This is a genomic window from Pseudomonas sp. LBUM1674, assembly GCF_059695635.1.
The window spans coordinates 720016-734423 of the sequence record NZ_CP166779.1 but is presented as its reverse complement, the minus strand read 5'-3'; the positions used below and the strand labels follow the sequence as shown (position 1 = coordinate 734423).

Here is a 14408-nt window from a genome sequence, read left to right as displayed (position 1 = left end):
ATGTTTTGTTAGAACCGGATATTTAGATTTTAATGCACCGGCCAAGCTAAAAAGTCTCACCACGCCGTAGGATTCGTCCTACAATCGAGGCGTGCCGGATCTCGGATCCAATTTGGCACCAAACGGCAAGACAATGGAGACTCATGATGGAAAGGTGGATGGAGTCACAATTAAACCAACTGTCGTGCACGACGGAGATCGATACCGCCTACCGTATTGCACTAGGCTTCGCGAAAAATATAGGATTCAAATTTTTCGCATTTTCAACAACTTATCAAACTAAACTCGACCAATACGACACTATCAAGTTCAACAACTACCCTGCTGCCTGGAACAAGGAATATGAACAGAAGCAAATGCGCGTAATCGACCCGGTAGTAGCTCATTGCAATCACTCCACATTGCCTGTTCTTTGGAGTGAAGAGCTCTTCGCTGCAGTTCCAACACTGTGGGAAGCGCTTGAAACCCAGGGCCTTCAGCATGGATGGTCACACGCCATTCATGACGAGGACCGCGGGTTTTGCAGTATTCTGAGCCTGGCGAGGAGCCATTGTCCGATCACTGCGTTCGAGCTGTATGAACATCTTGGCTTCTCAGTATTCATGGGCCGCCATCTGCATGCCCTGATCGCGCAGACCTTGCCAAAAAAAGCCGAGACACCGCCCGCCCTGCATTTAACCGACAGGGAAATCGACGTATTGAAACTGGCAGCCGATGGCAAGACTGCGTATGAGAGCGCCAGAATTCTCAACCTCAGCCCGCGCACCATCAATTTTCATGTGCAGAGCGCGATTGTGAAACTCGGCGTCAACAACAAGATTGCGGCAGTCATCACCGCAGCCAAGGAAGGCTATCTCAGCAGCAATGCAATGCGTTGATCGATAAAACCTGCGAGTAATCCAAAAGAAAAAAACGTACCATTTGCGGTCCTTCCTGAGTGATGGCGTGTGAAGCTTCACGACGCAGTACGCTCGGAGGGTCTCGCGCGCAACAAAAGCCTACCAGGCCGCGGGAGACCTGTTGATTGCCCCTGTTGATTTCCCAGAGTCCCCGCGCCATGCCCTTGCTCGAAACACCCTTCGCCCGACTTGACCTGATCCGCCAGCCAGAACAGCAGAACGAACCGCTGCAGGCGTTTGATGCGGCGGATGAATACCTGCTCATTTATCTGGCCGAACAGCAACCGGGCGCGGACTCTCGAGTGTTGGTGCTCAACGACAGCTTCGGCGCATTGGCCGCCAGTCTGCAGGGCAAGGTCCGGGTGATCAGCAGCGGCGATTCGTTCCTGGCCTTTCAAGGGCTGGAAAAGAATCTGATCCGTAACGGCCAGGCATTTGATGCGGTGCCGAGCGTCCCTGCCAGCGAAGCGCTCACGGGTCCGTTTGACCGGGTATTGGTCCGGGTGCCGAAAACCCTGGCCTTGCTGGAGGAGCAACTGATCCGTCTGCAAGGTCAGTTGGCACCGGGCGCCCAAGTGATTGCCGGCGCCATGATCAAGCATCTGCCCCGCGCTGCGGGCGATCTGCTGGAGCGTTACATCGGGCCGGTGCACGCCTCGCTGGCGGTGAAGAAAGCCCGCCTGTTGATCGCTGACGCTGAAGCCAAGGTTCCCGCTATCTCTCCCTACCCGACTCGCTACCGACTCGACGAGCCTGCGATCGAACTGCTCAACCACGCCAACGTATTCTGCCGCGAAGGGCTGGATATCGGCACGCGGGCATTTCTGCCGCACTTGCCCAGGAACCTCGGCGCGGCGCGGGTCGCCGACCTCGGTTGCGGTAATGGTGTTCTGGCCATCGCCAGCGCTCTGCAAAACCCTGAAGCTCTTTACACGCTGGTGGACGAGTCGTTCATGGCCGTGCAATCGGCGGCCGACAACTGGCACAAGGCGCTGGGTGATCGGCCAGTCATCGTGCGTGCCGGCGATGGGTTGGCCGGGCAGGAACCCCAGTCTCTGGACGTGGTGCTGTGCAACCCACCGTTTCACCAGCAACAGGTGGTCGGCGACTTCCTGGCCTGGCGGATGTTTCAGCAGGCACGGGAAGCCTTGGTGGTGGGCGGCGCGTTGTACATCGTCGGCAACCGTCACCTGGGTTATCACAGCAAGCTCGCGCGCCTGTTTCGCGGCGTCGAACAAGTGGCCGCCACGCCCAAGTTCGTGATCCTCAAAGCCCGAAAATAATCTCAGGCAAAAAAAACCCTCCGCTAAAGGAGGGTTGTAAATCCGTGCCGCAAGGCAACGGGATGGGATGTTGCGAAATCAGTGAGTCGACAAGCCCGCGGCGTTCATGAACATGCGCATCAGGCTCGCGACGATGAACAACGCCACCACGCTGCCGGTCCAGATCATCGCCAGCCAGCCCAGTCGTTGCCACAGCGGCTTTTTCTCTGCGGCTTCGATTTCCTGCAGGGAATGTTTGCCAGCCATCATCGTGATCTCCTCTAAAACGGCGCAGGCATCAGGCCTGCGCCATTATCGTGTTCTCTAATGGTAGCCATCTTCGTGGGTGACCTTGCCGCGGAATACGTAGTAGCTCCAGAAGGTGTAACCCAGGATGAACGGGATGATGAACAATGTCCCCACCAGCATGAAGCCCTGGCTTTGCGGCGGTGCCGCGGCGTCCCAGATCGAGATCGAGGGCGGCACGATGTTCGGCCACAAGCTGATACCCAGACCGCTGTAGCCGAGGAAAATCAACACCAGGGTCAGCAGGAACGGCGTGTAATGCGCATTGCGGGCTACCGCACGAATCAGCCCGTACAGGGTGACCAGCACCAGAATCGGCACAGGAAGGAACCAGAACAGGTTGGGCAGGCTGAACCAGCGAGCGGCGATGTCGGCGTGAGCCAAAGGCGTCCAGATGCTGACGATACCGATCACTGCCAGCAGCACAAACGCCAATGGCCGCGCCAGGTCATGCATCTGTTCTTGCAACTTGCCTTCGGTTTTCATGATCAGCCAGGTGCACCCGAGCAGCGCATAAGCCACCACCAGCGCCGCACCACAGAACATCGTGAACGGCGTCAGCCAGTCCAGCGAGCCACCGGCGAACTGACGATTTTCCACCGGCAACCCATCAATGAACGCACCTAGCGCCACACCCTGGAAGAAAGTGGCGGCGATCGAACCACCGATGAATGCCTTGTCCCAGAGGTGGCGCTTGTCGTCCTTGGCCTTGAAGCGGAACTCGAAGGCCACGCCGCGGAAAATCAGCCCGATCAGCATGAAAATCAGCGGCAGGTACAACGCCGAGAGCACCACCGAATAGGCCAGCGGGAAGGCGCCGAACAACGCCGCGCCGCCCAGCACCAGCCAGGTTTCGTTACCGTCCCAGACTGGCGCGACGGTATTCATCATGACGTCACGGTCTGTCTTGCCCGGGATGAACGGGAAGAGAATCCCGATGCCCAGATCGAAGCCGTCCATGACCACGTACATCATGATGCCGAAGATGATGATCACGGCCCAGATCAGCGGAAGATCAATACCCATGACTCAAATCTCCTTGGTCAGGCTGGGGCTGCTATCAGCGTCGGCGTCATCGTCGGCAGCGGAAAGCGGACGAGCCGGTGTGCGTTTCTTGCCAGGACCACCCTCGGGCGTTTCCGCTCCTTCGTCGATCTTCGGCCCTTTGCGCACCAGGCGCATCATGTAGCCCAGACCGGCACCGAACAGCGCGAAATACACCACCACGAACAGGACCAGCGTGATGCTCATCTGCATGAAACTGTGATTGGAGGATGCATCCGCCGTGCGCATCAGGCCGTAGACCACCCACGGCTGACGACCGATCTCAGTGGTGAACCAACCGGCGAGGATCGCGATCAGGCCGGACGGGCCCATCCACAACGCCAGATACAGGAACGGCCGCGAGGTGTACAGCTTGTCGCTTTTGCGCAGCCACAGGCTCCACAGCCCGGTAAAGATCATCAGCATGCCCAGTCCCACCATGACCCGGAACGACCAGAACACGATGGTCGAATTCGGCCGGTCTTCAGGTGGGAACTCCTTGAGCGCCGGCACCTGTTTGTCCAGCGAGTGCGTGAGAATCAGGCTGCCCAGGTAAGGAATCTCGACCGCAAATTTGGTCCGCTCTTCTTTCATGTCCGGCCAACCGAACAGGATCAGCGGGGTCGGTTCATCGCCGTGGTTCTCCCAATGGCCTTCAATCGCGGCGATTTTCGCCGGCTGATGCTTGAGGGTATTGAGACCGTGGAAGTCACCGATGACGGCTTGGATCGGCGCCACGATCAAGGCCATCCACATCGCCATCGAGAGCATGGTGCGGATCGCCGGGTTGTCCTTGCCGCGCAACAAGTGCCAGGCCGCCGAGGAACCGACAAAGAACGCGGTCGCAACGAACGCCGCCGTCGACATGTGCAACAGGCGGTAAGGAAACGACGGGTTGAAGATCACTGCCAGCCAGTCGACGGGAATCACTTGGCCGTTGACGATTTCGTAGCCTTGCGGGGTTTGCATCCAGCTGTTGGAAGCGAGAATCCAGAAGGTCGAGATCAGGGTGCCGATGGCGACCATCACCGTGGCGAAGAAGTGCAGATTTCGCCCGACCTTGTTCCAGCCGAACAGCATGACCCCGAGGAAACCGGCTTCGAGGAAAAACGCTGTCAGTACTTCATACGTCAGCAGCGGCCCGGTCACAGAACCGGCGAAGTCCGAGAAGCGGCTCCAGTTGGTGCCGAACTGGTAGGCCATGACCAGCCCGGAGACCACGCCCATGCCGAAGTTGACGGCAAAGATCTTCGACCAGAAATGGTACAGATCGCGGTAAGTGTCGTTGTTCGTCTTCAGCCACAGCCCTTCGAGCACCGCCAGGTAACTCGCCAGGCCGATGGTGATGGCCGGGAACAGAATGTGGAACGAGATAGTGAATGCGAATTGAATTCGGGCGAGATCAAGTGCCTCCAAACCGAACATAAGTCTTCCTCTGTCAGGTGATACCGGCTGAAGGCCTGCGGCCTGCACCCACTGCCCCCACGGATATGGAGTGTGGCGAATTCGAATTCGTTCTTTTTTTGCAAACATCACAACGTAGGGAGTCTGGCCATCTGGCCGCCGGATCATTTCCACCAAGGGTCTTGATCTGGATCAAGCATGGGTAAAAGAGTAGTCCGGTTTTCGGCGATGGACGGTGTGGTCTTTTGCCGCGTGACAGGTTGCCTCACCGATGGCGGCCAGGCATATCGGTGTCTAGCTAACTAAATTCCCCACCGCTGCAACTTCTGGTTACAGGTTGGTGATAATCTCGCCCTTCCCTTTGCGCAGATTTGCCCTCCGATGCCCAGCCAAGCCCCCTTGCTGTTACGTCATCATCGCCCTTTCATCGCGTTCTGGCTGGCTCGGGTATTTACCGCCAGCGGCTTTCAGATGCTCACCGTGGCCATCGGCTGGAACCTGTATCAGCTGACCGGCAATGTGCTCGACCTGGGCCTGGTCGGCCTGGTGGAATTTGCCCCGCGGGTGCTGTTCATGCTGCACACCGGGCATGTCGCGGACCGTTATGACCGGCGCAAGGTCGCGGCAATCTGCCAATCCCTGCAAGCCCTGATTGCCCTGTCACTGGCCATCGGCAGTGCGACCGACCATGTCACCCGGGAAATGATCTTCATCCTCGCGTTCCTGCTGGGTGCCGCACGTTCCTTCGAAATGCCGACCACCCAGGCCCTGCTGCCGAGTATCGTGCCCAGTGCGCTGTTTCCCCGTGCCGTCGCCGCCGCTCAGTCAGCCCAACAATCGGCGACCATCGTCGCCCCGGCCCTCGGCGGCTTGCTCTACGCCTTCGGCAGTGTCTGGGTGTATGGCCCGACCGTGATCCTCTACGTCATCGCCTGTGTACTGATGCTCAACCTGCCCGGCAGGCAGACACCGCTGAATAAGGGCAAGGCCACCCTGGATTCGTTGCTGGCCGGCATCCGCTTCATTCGTAGCCGTCCGGATATCCTCGGGGCGATTTCCCTGGATCTGTTTGCGGTCCTGCTCGGTGGCGCGACGGCGTTGCTGCCCGTGTTCGCCAAGGACATTCTGTTGACGGGCCCTTGGGGCCTGGGCCTGTTGCGTTCGGCCCCGGCGGTGGGGGCGTTGCTGATGTCGCTTTGGCTGGCGCGGTTTTCCGTGGATCGCAAGGTCGGGCGAGTGATGTTCACCGCGGTGGGCGTCTTTGGCGTGGCGACTATTGCGTTCGGCCTGTCGACCTCCTTCTGGTTTTCCCTCGCCGTACTGGTGGTGTTGGGCGCCGCGGACATGATCAGCATGGTGATCCGTGCCTCGTTCGTGCAACTGGAAACCCCGGACGAAATGCGCGGCCGGGTCAGCGCCGTGAACGGTCTGTTCATCGGCGCCTCGAACCAATTGGGCGAGTTTGAATCCGGCCTGACCGCCCATTGGTTCGGCACTGTGCCGGCGGTGGTCATGGGCGGCATCGGCACGCTGGTGGTGACCGGGGTCTGGATCAAACTGTTCCCGAGCCTGGCCAGCCGTGACCGCATGCATGTGCCGGCGGAAGAAGTCCAAGCCTGAAGCAGTTGCCAAACACAAATTTGGCAATACAAAGATAGTGCATCAAGTGTAATGTATCGCCTTACACTCGATCCATGATCAAATCCTTTCAGCACAAAGGCCTTCGCGGCTTCTATGAAACCGGTTCGACTCGGGGGATTCGAGCAGATCATGCGAAGCGTCTGGCTCGCATGCTGCAGTTTATGGATCGCGCAGAAATGCCTGGTGACCTCGATCTTCCAGGATGGCGGCTGCATCCTCTGAGGGGAGAACTGGCTGAGTACTGGTCCCTGAGCGTTTCAGGAAACTGGCGCGTCATTTTTCGTTTTACAGGTTCGGATATCGAGCTGGTCGACTACCTGGACTACCACTGACAGGAGGCAGGACATGCCCATGCACAACCCGCCACACCCTGGCGAAACACTATTGACGGATATATTGCCCGAGCTGGGCATCAGCGTCACAGAGCTGGCCCGGCACCTGGGGTTTGCGCGCCCGCATCTATCACGGGTACTGCATGGCCACGCACCGATCAGTCCGGATCTGGCAGTACGTCTGGAGCGGGCCGGAATTGGCAAGGCACGCATGTGGCTGGGGGTTCAAACCGACTACGATCTCTGGCAAGCGGAGCATCGTGAGCAACCAGTGATCCAACCCATTGCGGTCCACGCCTGACAACCGCTAAACCACCAACTCCACCGCCACCTTGGTCCGCGTGGCCTTGCCGCAGAGTTGTTCCACCAACGTCAGCGCAAACACCAGTGCGGCGCCCGAGCCCTGGGCGGTGATGCAGTTGCCGTCGACGACCACCGGCTGGTCGACGAAGTTGCAGCCCAACAGTTGATGGCTGGCCGATGGCAGGCAGGTCATACGCCGCTGGCGCAGTACGCCAAAGGCTTGCAGCGCAAGCGCCGGGGCCTCGGCGATGCCGGCGAACAGGCGCCCGGCCGCCGCCTGATCCTTGACCAATTGTTGCAAGGGTTGATGCGCCGCCAGATGTTGCGCACCCACGGCCCCACCGGGGAGGACGATCAGGTCGAACGGCTGGGCCAGCAAGTCCACCAGCATCGCATCGGACGTCACTCGGGTGCCACGGGCACAGGTGAGCATGCGCCGCCCCTCGATGCTGGCCACCACCACTTCCACTTTGGCACGGCGCAGCACATCGATCAGGGTCACTGCTTGCAGGTCATCGATGCCCTCGGCGAGGGTAATCAGAGCTCTAAAGGTCATGGGCGCAGTCCGCTGAATGATCCTTAAAGCGTAGCCAGCTTTCCCGGCTTGCCGCTACTTGATGTAAAGCTGCGTCGACAAGGTGTTGCCTGGGGCGTTGATCGAGGTATTGCTGAAGGTGAACGCTCCCTCCTGTTTACCTGCCAGATCGAAGACATACAAATAGCCGACGGTTTTTTTCCCTACAGTGCATTCAGTCAGGTTGCCATTCTCAAAAGCACAGATCGGGGTCCGGGTACCGTTCACCTCGAAACCGTCCAGCCCGACATGCGCCCCACGACCGTAGCCGACTTCCAGCACGTAGACTCTGATGTTCGCGCCACTGTGATTGCAGCGTGTCTGCTCCTGTCCCTGTGCAATGCTTTCAAAACCACAGCCCGGTGACTCGACCTTGAGCACCTTCACCTGGCTCAACGGCGGCGCCGAGGCAGCCGAGGCGATTTGCGCCCCCGAAAACAGGGCCATCCATAGTCCGGATCCGACAACCAGCCCTTTTCTCATGCAATACATAAGTCCCCCCAAACCAGCGCGCAGTATGGCTCACTTGGCTTTAGCGCAAAACATCGACGACGATCGCAGCCATAAGCAGTCATAACCCCACACTGCTGGTATGATGCGCGGCTTTTTCCGACCTACAGCAAATTACCGGGCGCCTGCGGTGGTCTGTGCTTTGCTGTTGAAGTCGATACATTCACGGCGCCTGGCGCGCCACGGGGAGCAGACATGCTGGAAAGGCTGTTTCAACTCAAGGCACACAACACCAACGTGCGAACCGAGATTCTGGCGGGCGTCACGACCTTTTTGGCCATGGCCTACATTCTGTTCGTCAACCCGAGCATCCTCGGCGAGACCGGCATGGACAAGGGGGCGGTGTTTGTCGCGACCTGCCTGGCAGCCGCCATCGGCTCCACCGTGATGGGCCTGATCGCCAACTACCCGATCGCCCTCGCGCCGGGCATGGGCTTGAACGCCTTCTTCACCTATACCGTCGTCCTGCACATGGGCCACACCTGGCAAGTGGCACTGGGTGCGGTGTTCATCTCGGCCGTGCTGTTTTTCCTGTTGTCGATCTTCCGTATCCGGGAGTGGATCATCAACAGCATCCCCTTGCCGCTGCGTTCTGCCATTGCTGCCGGTATCGGCCTGTTCCTGGCGCTGATTGCCCTGCACAACGCCGGCATCGTGGTTAGCAACCCGGCGACGATGGTCGGCCTCGGCGACCTCAAGCAACCGGCACCGATCCTCGCCACCCTGGGCTTTGCCCTGATCGTCGCCCTCGAAGCCCTGAAGGTCCGCGGCGCCGTGCTGATCGGCATTCTAGCGGTGACCATCACCTCTATCGCCATGGGTTTCACCCCGTTCGGCGGCGTCATGTCGATGCCACCGTCGCTGGCGCCGACCTTCCTGCAACTGGACATCAAAGGCGCACTGGACATCGGCCTGGTCAGCGTGATTTTCGCGTTCCTGTTCGTCGACCTGTTCGATAACTCCGGCACCCTGATTGGTGTTGCCAAGCGCGCCGGCCTGATGAGCAAGGATGGCCACATGCCAAAAATGGGTCGCGCCCTGATCGCCGACAGTACGGCGGCCATGGCCGGTTCCTTGCTGGGGACTTCAACGACGACCAGTTACATCGAGTCCGCCGCCGGCGTGAGTGCCGGTGGCCGCACCGGCCTGACCGCTGTCGTAGTGGCGATTCTGTTTCTGCTGGCGTTGTTTTTCTCGCCATTGGCCGCCAGCGTTCCGGCATTCGCCACGGCACCTGCCCTGCTGTTCGTCGCGGTACTGATGACATCCGGCCTGGCCGAAATAGACTGGGAGGACATCACCGTTGCTGCACCGGTCGTGGTCACCGCCCTGGCCATGCCATTCACTTATTCCATCGCCAATGGCATCGCCTTCGGTTTCATTTCCTGGACCGCGATCAAGCTGCTGTCCGGTCGCGGCCGTGAATTGAATTCTGCGCTGGTGATCCTGTCGATTCTGTTCGTGATCAAGTTGGGTTGGTTCAACGCATGACTTTTGATACCCAGGCTTACGCCGTTCAGCTCGAAGAAAAGGTCACGCGCCTGCGTGATCTCCTGGCCCCGTTCGATGCGCCAGAACCTGCCGTGTTCGACTCGCCGCTGAAGAACTTCCGCCTGCGCGCAGAATTTCGCCTGTGGCGCGAAGCCGGCGAACGTCACTACGCGATGTTTTCCCAGGAAGACAAACGCACGCCAATCCTGATCGAAGAGTTTCCGATCGCCAGCCTGCGCATCAATCAACTGATGCCGCAGCTCAAAGCGGCTTGGCAGGCCAGTGCAGCCCTGAGTCACAAGCTGTTCCAGGTGGAGTTCCTGACCACCTTGGCCGGCGATGCAATGATCACGCTGTGCTACCACCGTCCGCTGGACGAGCATTGGCACGCAGCCGCCTCGAAACTGGCAGCGGAGCTGAATGTCAGCGTCATCGGCCGCTCCAAGGGCAAGCGCGAAGTCATCGGTCATGATTACGTGATCGAGGAACTGGAGGTCGGCGGCCGCACGTTCAGCTACCGCCAGCCGGAAGGTGCGTTTACCCAGCCCAACGGCACGGTGAACCAGAAGATGCTCAACTGGGCTTACGATGCGCTGGGCGATCGATCTGACGATTTGCTGGAGCTGTACTGCGGCAACGGCAACTTCACCCTGCCGCTCGCGACCCGCGTACGCAAAGTGTTGGCCACCGAAATCAGCAAGTCTTCGGTCAATGCGGCACTGAGCAATCTCAGCGATAACGCGGTGGATAACGTCACCCTGGTGCGCCTGTCCGCCGAGGAACTGACCGAGGCGTTGAACGAAGTGCGCCCGTTCCGTCGCCTGCACGGCATCGATTTGAAAAGCTACGAATTCGGTAGCGTCTTCGTCGACCCGCCTCGTGCGGGCATGGATCCGGACACCTGCGAACTGACCCGGCGCTTTGACAACATTCTGTATATTTCCTGCAATCCGCAAACGCTGGCGGCCAACATCGCCCAACTGCACGACACCCATCGCATCACTCGCTGCGCGATGTTCGATCAGTTTCCGTGGACCCATCACATGGAATCCGGGGTGTTGTTGACCCGTCGTTGATCGCAATTGCCGCCTACGAATCAGCCGTCATCACGACGGCTTTTTTGTGGCCATTCAAAGCGCCGATTTGCCCGAACCGGCTGCCAATCCAGACGCCCTGTATTTGTGTGGCGGAATTTGATAAATACAGAATCAACCACTCCATTTGATCCCCGGTGTAATCAATCATGCAGCGACAGTTCGACGATCTTCAGTTGGGCAGCATCGAGCTGTTTTGCCTGGCCGCCGAGGCCGGTAGCTTCACCGCTGCCGCGCTGGTGGCCGGCGTGACACCGGCAGCCGTGAGCCGATCGGTGTCGCGCATGGAAGAACGCCTGGGCGTGCGGCTGTTCGCGCGCACCACCCGCAGCGTAAAACTGACCGACAGTGGCCGGCGGTATTACGAAGAGTGTCGCCAGGCGCTGGCGCAACTGGTCGAGGCCCAGCGCGAGGTCATGGGCCAGCAGCAGGAGCCTTCCGGCACCTTGCGCATCAGTATCCCCACCACGTATGCCCATCACCGCATCCTGCCGTTGCTGCCAGCGTTTCGGGAACGCTTCCCGGCGGTGAAAGTCGAGTCGCACATCAGCAATCGCAACATCGATTTTGTTGGTGAAGGCTATGACATGGCCATTCGCGTGCGGGCGATTCCGGATTCCGGCCTCATCGCCCGGCACCTGGAAGACGCAGCGTTGGTGATGATCGCCAGTCCCGACTACCTGAAACGTGCCGGCATCCCGCAAACCCTGGACGACCTCCCACAGCATGAATGCATTCAGTACGAACTGCCCAGCAGCGGTCGGCGCATTGCCTGGTTGTTCAACGACGATGGCGTGCAGCGAGAGATTCTTGCCGAGGGCAGCCTCAGTTGTTCCGACGACGTGCTCGGTGGCGTGACCCTGGCCAAGCATGGGGCGGGGCTGTTTCAGACTTATCGCTTCATTGTCGAAAACGAACTGGCCGATGGTTCGCTGGTGGAAGTGCTCAAGCCTTATGGCGGGCGCTCACGGCCATTCACCCTGCTCTATCCGCAAAGTCGTCATGTGCCGTTGCGACTGCGGGCTTTCATCGATTTTCTGGTCGAGCATCTTCCGCGCTGAAAGATCGCAGGGTGTTCGGGATTGAGGTCTCGCGCAAGACCTGTAGGAGCTGCGGTGCGGCGATCCGACTTGCCAGCGAAAGCGGCGGGTCAGTCAACATAATTATCGCTGAACGGACGTCTTCGCTGCGGTGCGGCGATCCGACAAGCCAGCTCCTACACGAGAATGCATTCCAAATGTAGGAGCTGCCGCAGGCTGCGATCTTTTGCGTATGTCCGATCACCGCACACAAAAAAACGCTGCACCCCCTCTTCAATTGACCAAATTAACCATTCAGTACATTTTATCTCCACAGGCCGGAACCCTCGGCCGATTCCAAAAATAATAAGTGGAGACAACCGATGCCCCCTATCGTCCTGGTGCTCAACGGCCCCAACCTGAACCTGCTCGGTACCCGTGAACCGGCCACATACGGTCACGAAACCCTGGCCGACGTTTCGGCATTGTGCGCACGTGCGGCCCAAGAGTTCGGACTGGCGGTGGAGTTTCGCCAGACCAATCACGAAGGCGAACTGCTCGACTGGATTCACGCCGCCCGCGGCCGTTGCGCTGGAATCGTCATCAACCCGGCTGCCTGGACACACACCTCGGTTGCGATCCGCGATGCCCTGGTCGCCAGCGAACTGCCGGTGATCGAAGTCCACCTCTCCAACGTCCATGCCCGCGAGCCATTCCGGCACCACAGCTTAGTTTCAGCCATTGCCACCGCAGTAATGGCCGGTTTCGGCAGCCACGGTTATCGGCTGGCGCTGGAACATTTCAGCCTGCGGTTGAAGGGGTGAACGCCATGAACCAGAACAATACCGTACTGGCCGGACTGATCGGTGCCGGCATCCAGGCTTCCCGCACCCCGGCACTGCACGAGCATGAAGGCGATGCCCAGGGTTTGCGCTATCTCTATCGCCTGATCGATCTCGATCCGTTGAAACTCGACAGCAGTGCCTTGCCCGACCTGTTGTTGGCAGCCGAGCGAATGAATTTCACCGGACTGAACATCACTTTTCCGTGCAAACAGGCAATCATCCCGCTGCTCGACGAACTGTCGCCGGAAGCCCGCGGCATCGGTGCAGTCAATACAGTGGTACTCAAGGACGGCAAACGCATTGGCCACAACACCGATTGCCTGGGCTTTGCCGAAGGTTTTCGCCGTGGCTTGCAGGGCGTTGCCCTTGAACGCGTGGTGCAAATGGGCGCAGGTGGTGCAGGCGCAGCGGTGGCCCATGCGTTATTGAGCGAAGGCGTACAGCTGCTCAGCATTTTTGATGTGGATACTCGCCGCGCGCAGTCGCTGGCGAACAACCTCAATCAACACTTCGGCGCTGGTCGCGCGGTCGCCGGGCATGATCTGCCGGGCACCCTGGCCCAGGCCGACGGTCTGGTGAACACCACGCCCATGGGCATGAAAAAACTGCCGGGCACGCCGGTGCCTGTGGAGCTGTTGCGAGGTGAGCTGTGGGTGGCGGAGATCGTTTACTTCCCGTTGGAAACCGAACTGCTGCGCAACGCCCGTGCCTTGGGTAGCCGGACACTGGATGGCGGCAACATGGCGGTGTTTCAGGCGGTGAAGGCGTTTGAATTGTTCAGCGGCGTAGTGCCGGATGCGCAGCGGATGCTGGCGCATTTTCAGAGCATGAATGGTTGAAGATCAAAAGATCGCGGCCTGCGGCAGCTCCTACATTGTTACGCGTACTCCTGTAGGAGCTCCCGAAGGTTCGGGCCGCGTTCGGACGATCTTTTAAAATCGATCAGGCCTGCAGGTATCGCAAAACCGACTCGCAGATCATCTCCCGATGACGCTGCTTGATGCTTTCGTCCGGCAAGTCGATCTGAAAAATCTCACCGAAGGTATGGCGGTTCGACACGCGATAAAAGCAGAACGAACTGATCAGCAGGTGCACATCCAACGGCTCGAGCCCTGCACGGAACACGCCCTGCTCGGCCCCGCGACGCAAGATCTCGCCCAGTGAATCGAGGATGGTGTTGTTCATCGCCTTGATCGCATCGGAGCGCTTCACATAGTCGGCGTTGTGAATGTTCTCGATGCTGACGATACGCACGAAATCGACGTTGCGGTCATGGTGATCGAAGGTGAACTCGACCAGCCGCCGAATCGCCTCCACCGGCGCCAGCTCAGCCAGGTGCAGACGGTTCTCGGTACTGCGAATATCGCCGTAGAGCTTCTCCAACACCTCGACGTAGAGCTGTTCCTTACTGCCGAAGTAGTAATAGATCATGCGCTTGGAGGTGTGGATGCGCTCGGCGATCGCATCGACGCGAGCGCCGGAAAGCCCCTGCTGGACGAACTCTACAATGGCTTCTTGCAGAATATTCTCGCGAGTCTTTTCCGGATTGTTCTTGCGACTCTTGCGAGGCTCTGCAATTGGTTCGTCGGGCGCTGCTGAGAGTTCTGAAGTTATTGTCATTGCGGGCTCACGGCCATCACTGCACAGGCTGGCGATTATGGGCCGCGCCGCACAGTGAAGGAAG

The 14408-nt window shown here is 59.2% G+C and carries 16 protein-coding genes; 10 read left to right on the top strand and 6 right to left on the bottom strand.

Annotated features, from left to right (window positions below; all coding sequences use genetic code 11):
- Positions 1-146: 146 nt before the first annotated feature.
- Both ACA067_RS03335 and ACA067_RS03330 read left to right on the top strand, forming a co-directional pair.
- Positions 147-878, top strand: a complete 732-nt coding sequence (locus tag ACA067_RS03335; RefSeq protein WP_497462720.1) for an autoinducer binding domain-containing protein — start codon at positions 147-149, stop codon at positions 876-878.
- A 179-nt stretch (positions 879-1057) separates the two neighbouring features.
- Positions 1058-2182 carry a methyltransferase gene (locus ACA067_RS03330; protein WP_497462719.1) on the top strand — a complete coding sequence of 375 codons (1125 nt, stop codon included), beginning with the start codon at positions 1058-1060 and terminating at the stop codon, positions 2180-2182.
- Between the two features lie 78 nt (positions 2183-2260).
- Here ACA067_RS03330 and ACA067_RS03325 read toward each other — a convergent pair whose 3' ends face one another.
- From ACA067_RS03325 to ACA067_RS03315, 3 genes are read right to left on the bottom strand one after another with little or no spacing between them, the layout of a single operon-like run.
- The gene (locus ACA067_RS03325; RefSeq protein WP_064680606.1) at positions 2261-2428 is read right to left on the bottom strand and encodes a DUF2474 domain-containing protein; all 168 of its coding nucleotides are present in this window, start codon (positions 2426-2428) and stop codon (positions 2261-2263) included.
- 57 nt (positions 2429-2485) lie between these two features.
- Positions 2486-3493, bottom strand: a complete 1008-nt coding sequence (gene cydB, locus ACA067_RS03320) for a cytochrome d ubiquinol oxidase subunit II (RefSeq protein WP_497460601.1) — start codon at positions 3491-3493, stop codon at positions 2486-2488.
- Between the two features lie 3 nt (positions 3494-3496).
- A complete protein-coding gene (locus ACA067_RS03315) occupies positions 3497-4936 on the bottom strand; it encodes a cytochrome ubiquinol oxidase subunit I (protein ID WP_497460600.1) in 1440 nt (479 codons plus the stop codon).
- A 360-nt stretch (positions 4937-5296) separates the two neighbouring features.
- Between ACA067_RS03315 and ACA067_RS03310 the strand changes: the two genes are divergently transcribed.
- From ACA067_RS03310 to ACA067_RS03300, 3 genes are all read left to right on the top strand, one after another.
- Positions 5297-6535: an MFS transporter gene (locus tag ACA067_RS03310; RefSeq protein WP_497460599.1), complete on the top strand. Its 1239-nt coding sequence runs from the start codon at positions 5297-5299 to the stop codon at positions 6533-6535.
- Between the two features lie 74 nt (positions 6536-6609).
- Positions 6610-6888: a type II toxin-antitoxin system RelE/ParE family toxin gene (locus ACA067_RS03305; protein ID WP_497438764.1), complete on the top strand. Its 279-nt coding sequence runs from the start codon at positions 6610-6612 to the stop codon at positions 6886-6888.
- A gap of 13 nt (positions 6889-6901) precedes the next feature.
- The gene (locus tag ACA067_RS03300) at positions 6902-7189 is read left to right on the top strand and encodes a HigA family addiction module antitoxin (protein WP_150744330.1); all 288 of its coding nucleotides are present in this window, start codon (positions 6902-6904) and stop codon (positions 7187-7189) included.
- Positions 7190-7195: 6 nt separating this feature from the next.
- Here ACA067_RS03300 and ACA067_RS03295 read toward each other — a convergent pair whose 3' ends face one another.
- Complete coding sequence (locus ACA067_RS03295; RefSeq protein ID WP_497460598.1) at positions 7196-7747, bottom strand: DJ-1 family glyoxalase III; 552 nt, start codon at positions 7745-7747, stop codon at positions 7196-7198.
- Positions 7748-7801: 54 nt separating this feature from the next.
- Positions 7802-8248, bottom strand: a complete 447-nt coding sequence (locus ACA067_RS03290) for a DUF4879 domain-containing protein (RefSeq protein ID WP_497460597.1) — start codon at positions 8246-8248, stop codon at positions 7802-7804.
- Between the two features lie 222 nt (positions 8249-8470).
- On the opposite strand from ACA067_RS03290, the gene ACA067_RS03285 reads away from it, so the two are divergent.
- From ACA067_RS03285 to ACA067_RS03265, 5 genes are all read left to right on the top strand, one after another.
- Complete coding sequence (locus tag ACA067_RS03285; protein WP_497460596.1) at positions 8471-9766, top strand: NCS2 family permease; 1296 nt, start codon at positions 8471-8473, stop codon at positions 9764-9766.
- Positions 9763-10842, top strand: coding sequence for a tRNA (uridine(54)-C5)-methyltransferase TrmA (trmA, locus tag ACA067_RS03280; protein ID WP_497460595.1), 1080 nt, complete (start codon positions 9763-9765; stop codon positions 10840-10842). The genes ACA067_RS03285 and trmA overlap by 4 nt, the downstream gene beginning before the upstream one ends.
- A gap of 167 nt (positions 10843-11009) precedes the next feature.
- Complete coding sequence (locus tag ACA067_RS03275) at positions 11010-11921, top strand: LysR family transcriptional regulator (protein ID WP_497460594.1); 912 nt, start codon at positions 11010-11012, stop codon at positions 11919-11921.
- Between the two features lie 341 nt (positions 11922-12262).
- A complete protein-coding gene (gene aroQ / locus ACA067_RS03270; protein ID WP_497460593.1) occupies positions 12263-12703 on the top strand; it encodes a type II 3-dehydroquinate dehydratase in 441 nt (146 codons plus the stop codon).
- A 5-nt stretch (positions 12704-12708) separates the two neighbouring features.
- A complete protein-coding gene (locus ACA067_RS03265; RefSeq protein WP_497460592.1) occupies positions 12709-13563 on the top strand; it encodes a shikimate dehydrogenase in 855 nt (284 codons plus the stop codon).
- 103 nt (positions 13564-13666) lie between these two features.
- Here ACA067_RS03265 and ACA067_RS03260 read toward each other — a convergent pair whose 3' ends face one another.
- Entirely contained in the window at positions 13667-14344 is a 678-nt protein-coding gene (locus tag ACA067_RS03260; RefSeq protein ID WP_497460591.1) for a TetR/AcrR family transcriptional regulator, read from the bottom strand.
- Positions 14345-14408 lie beyond the last annotated feature (64 nt).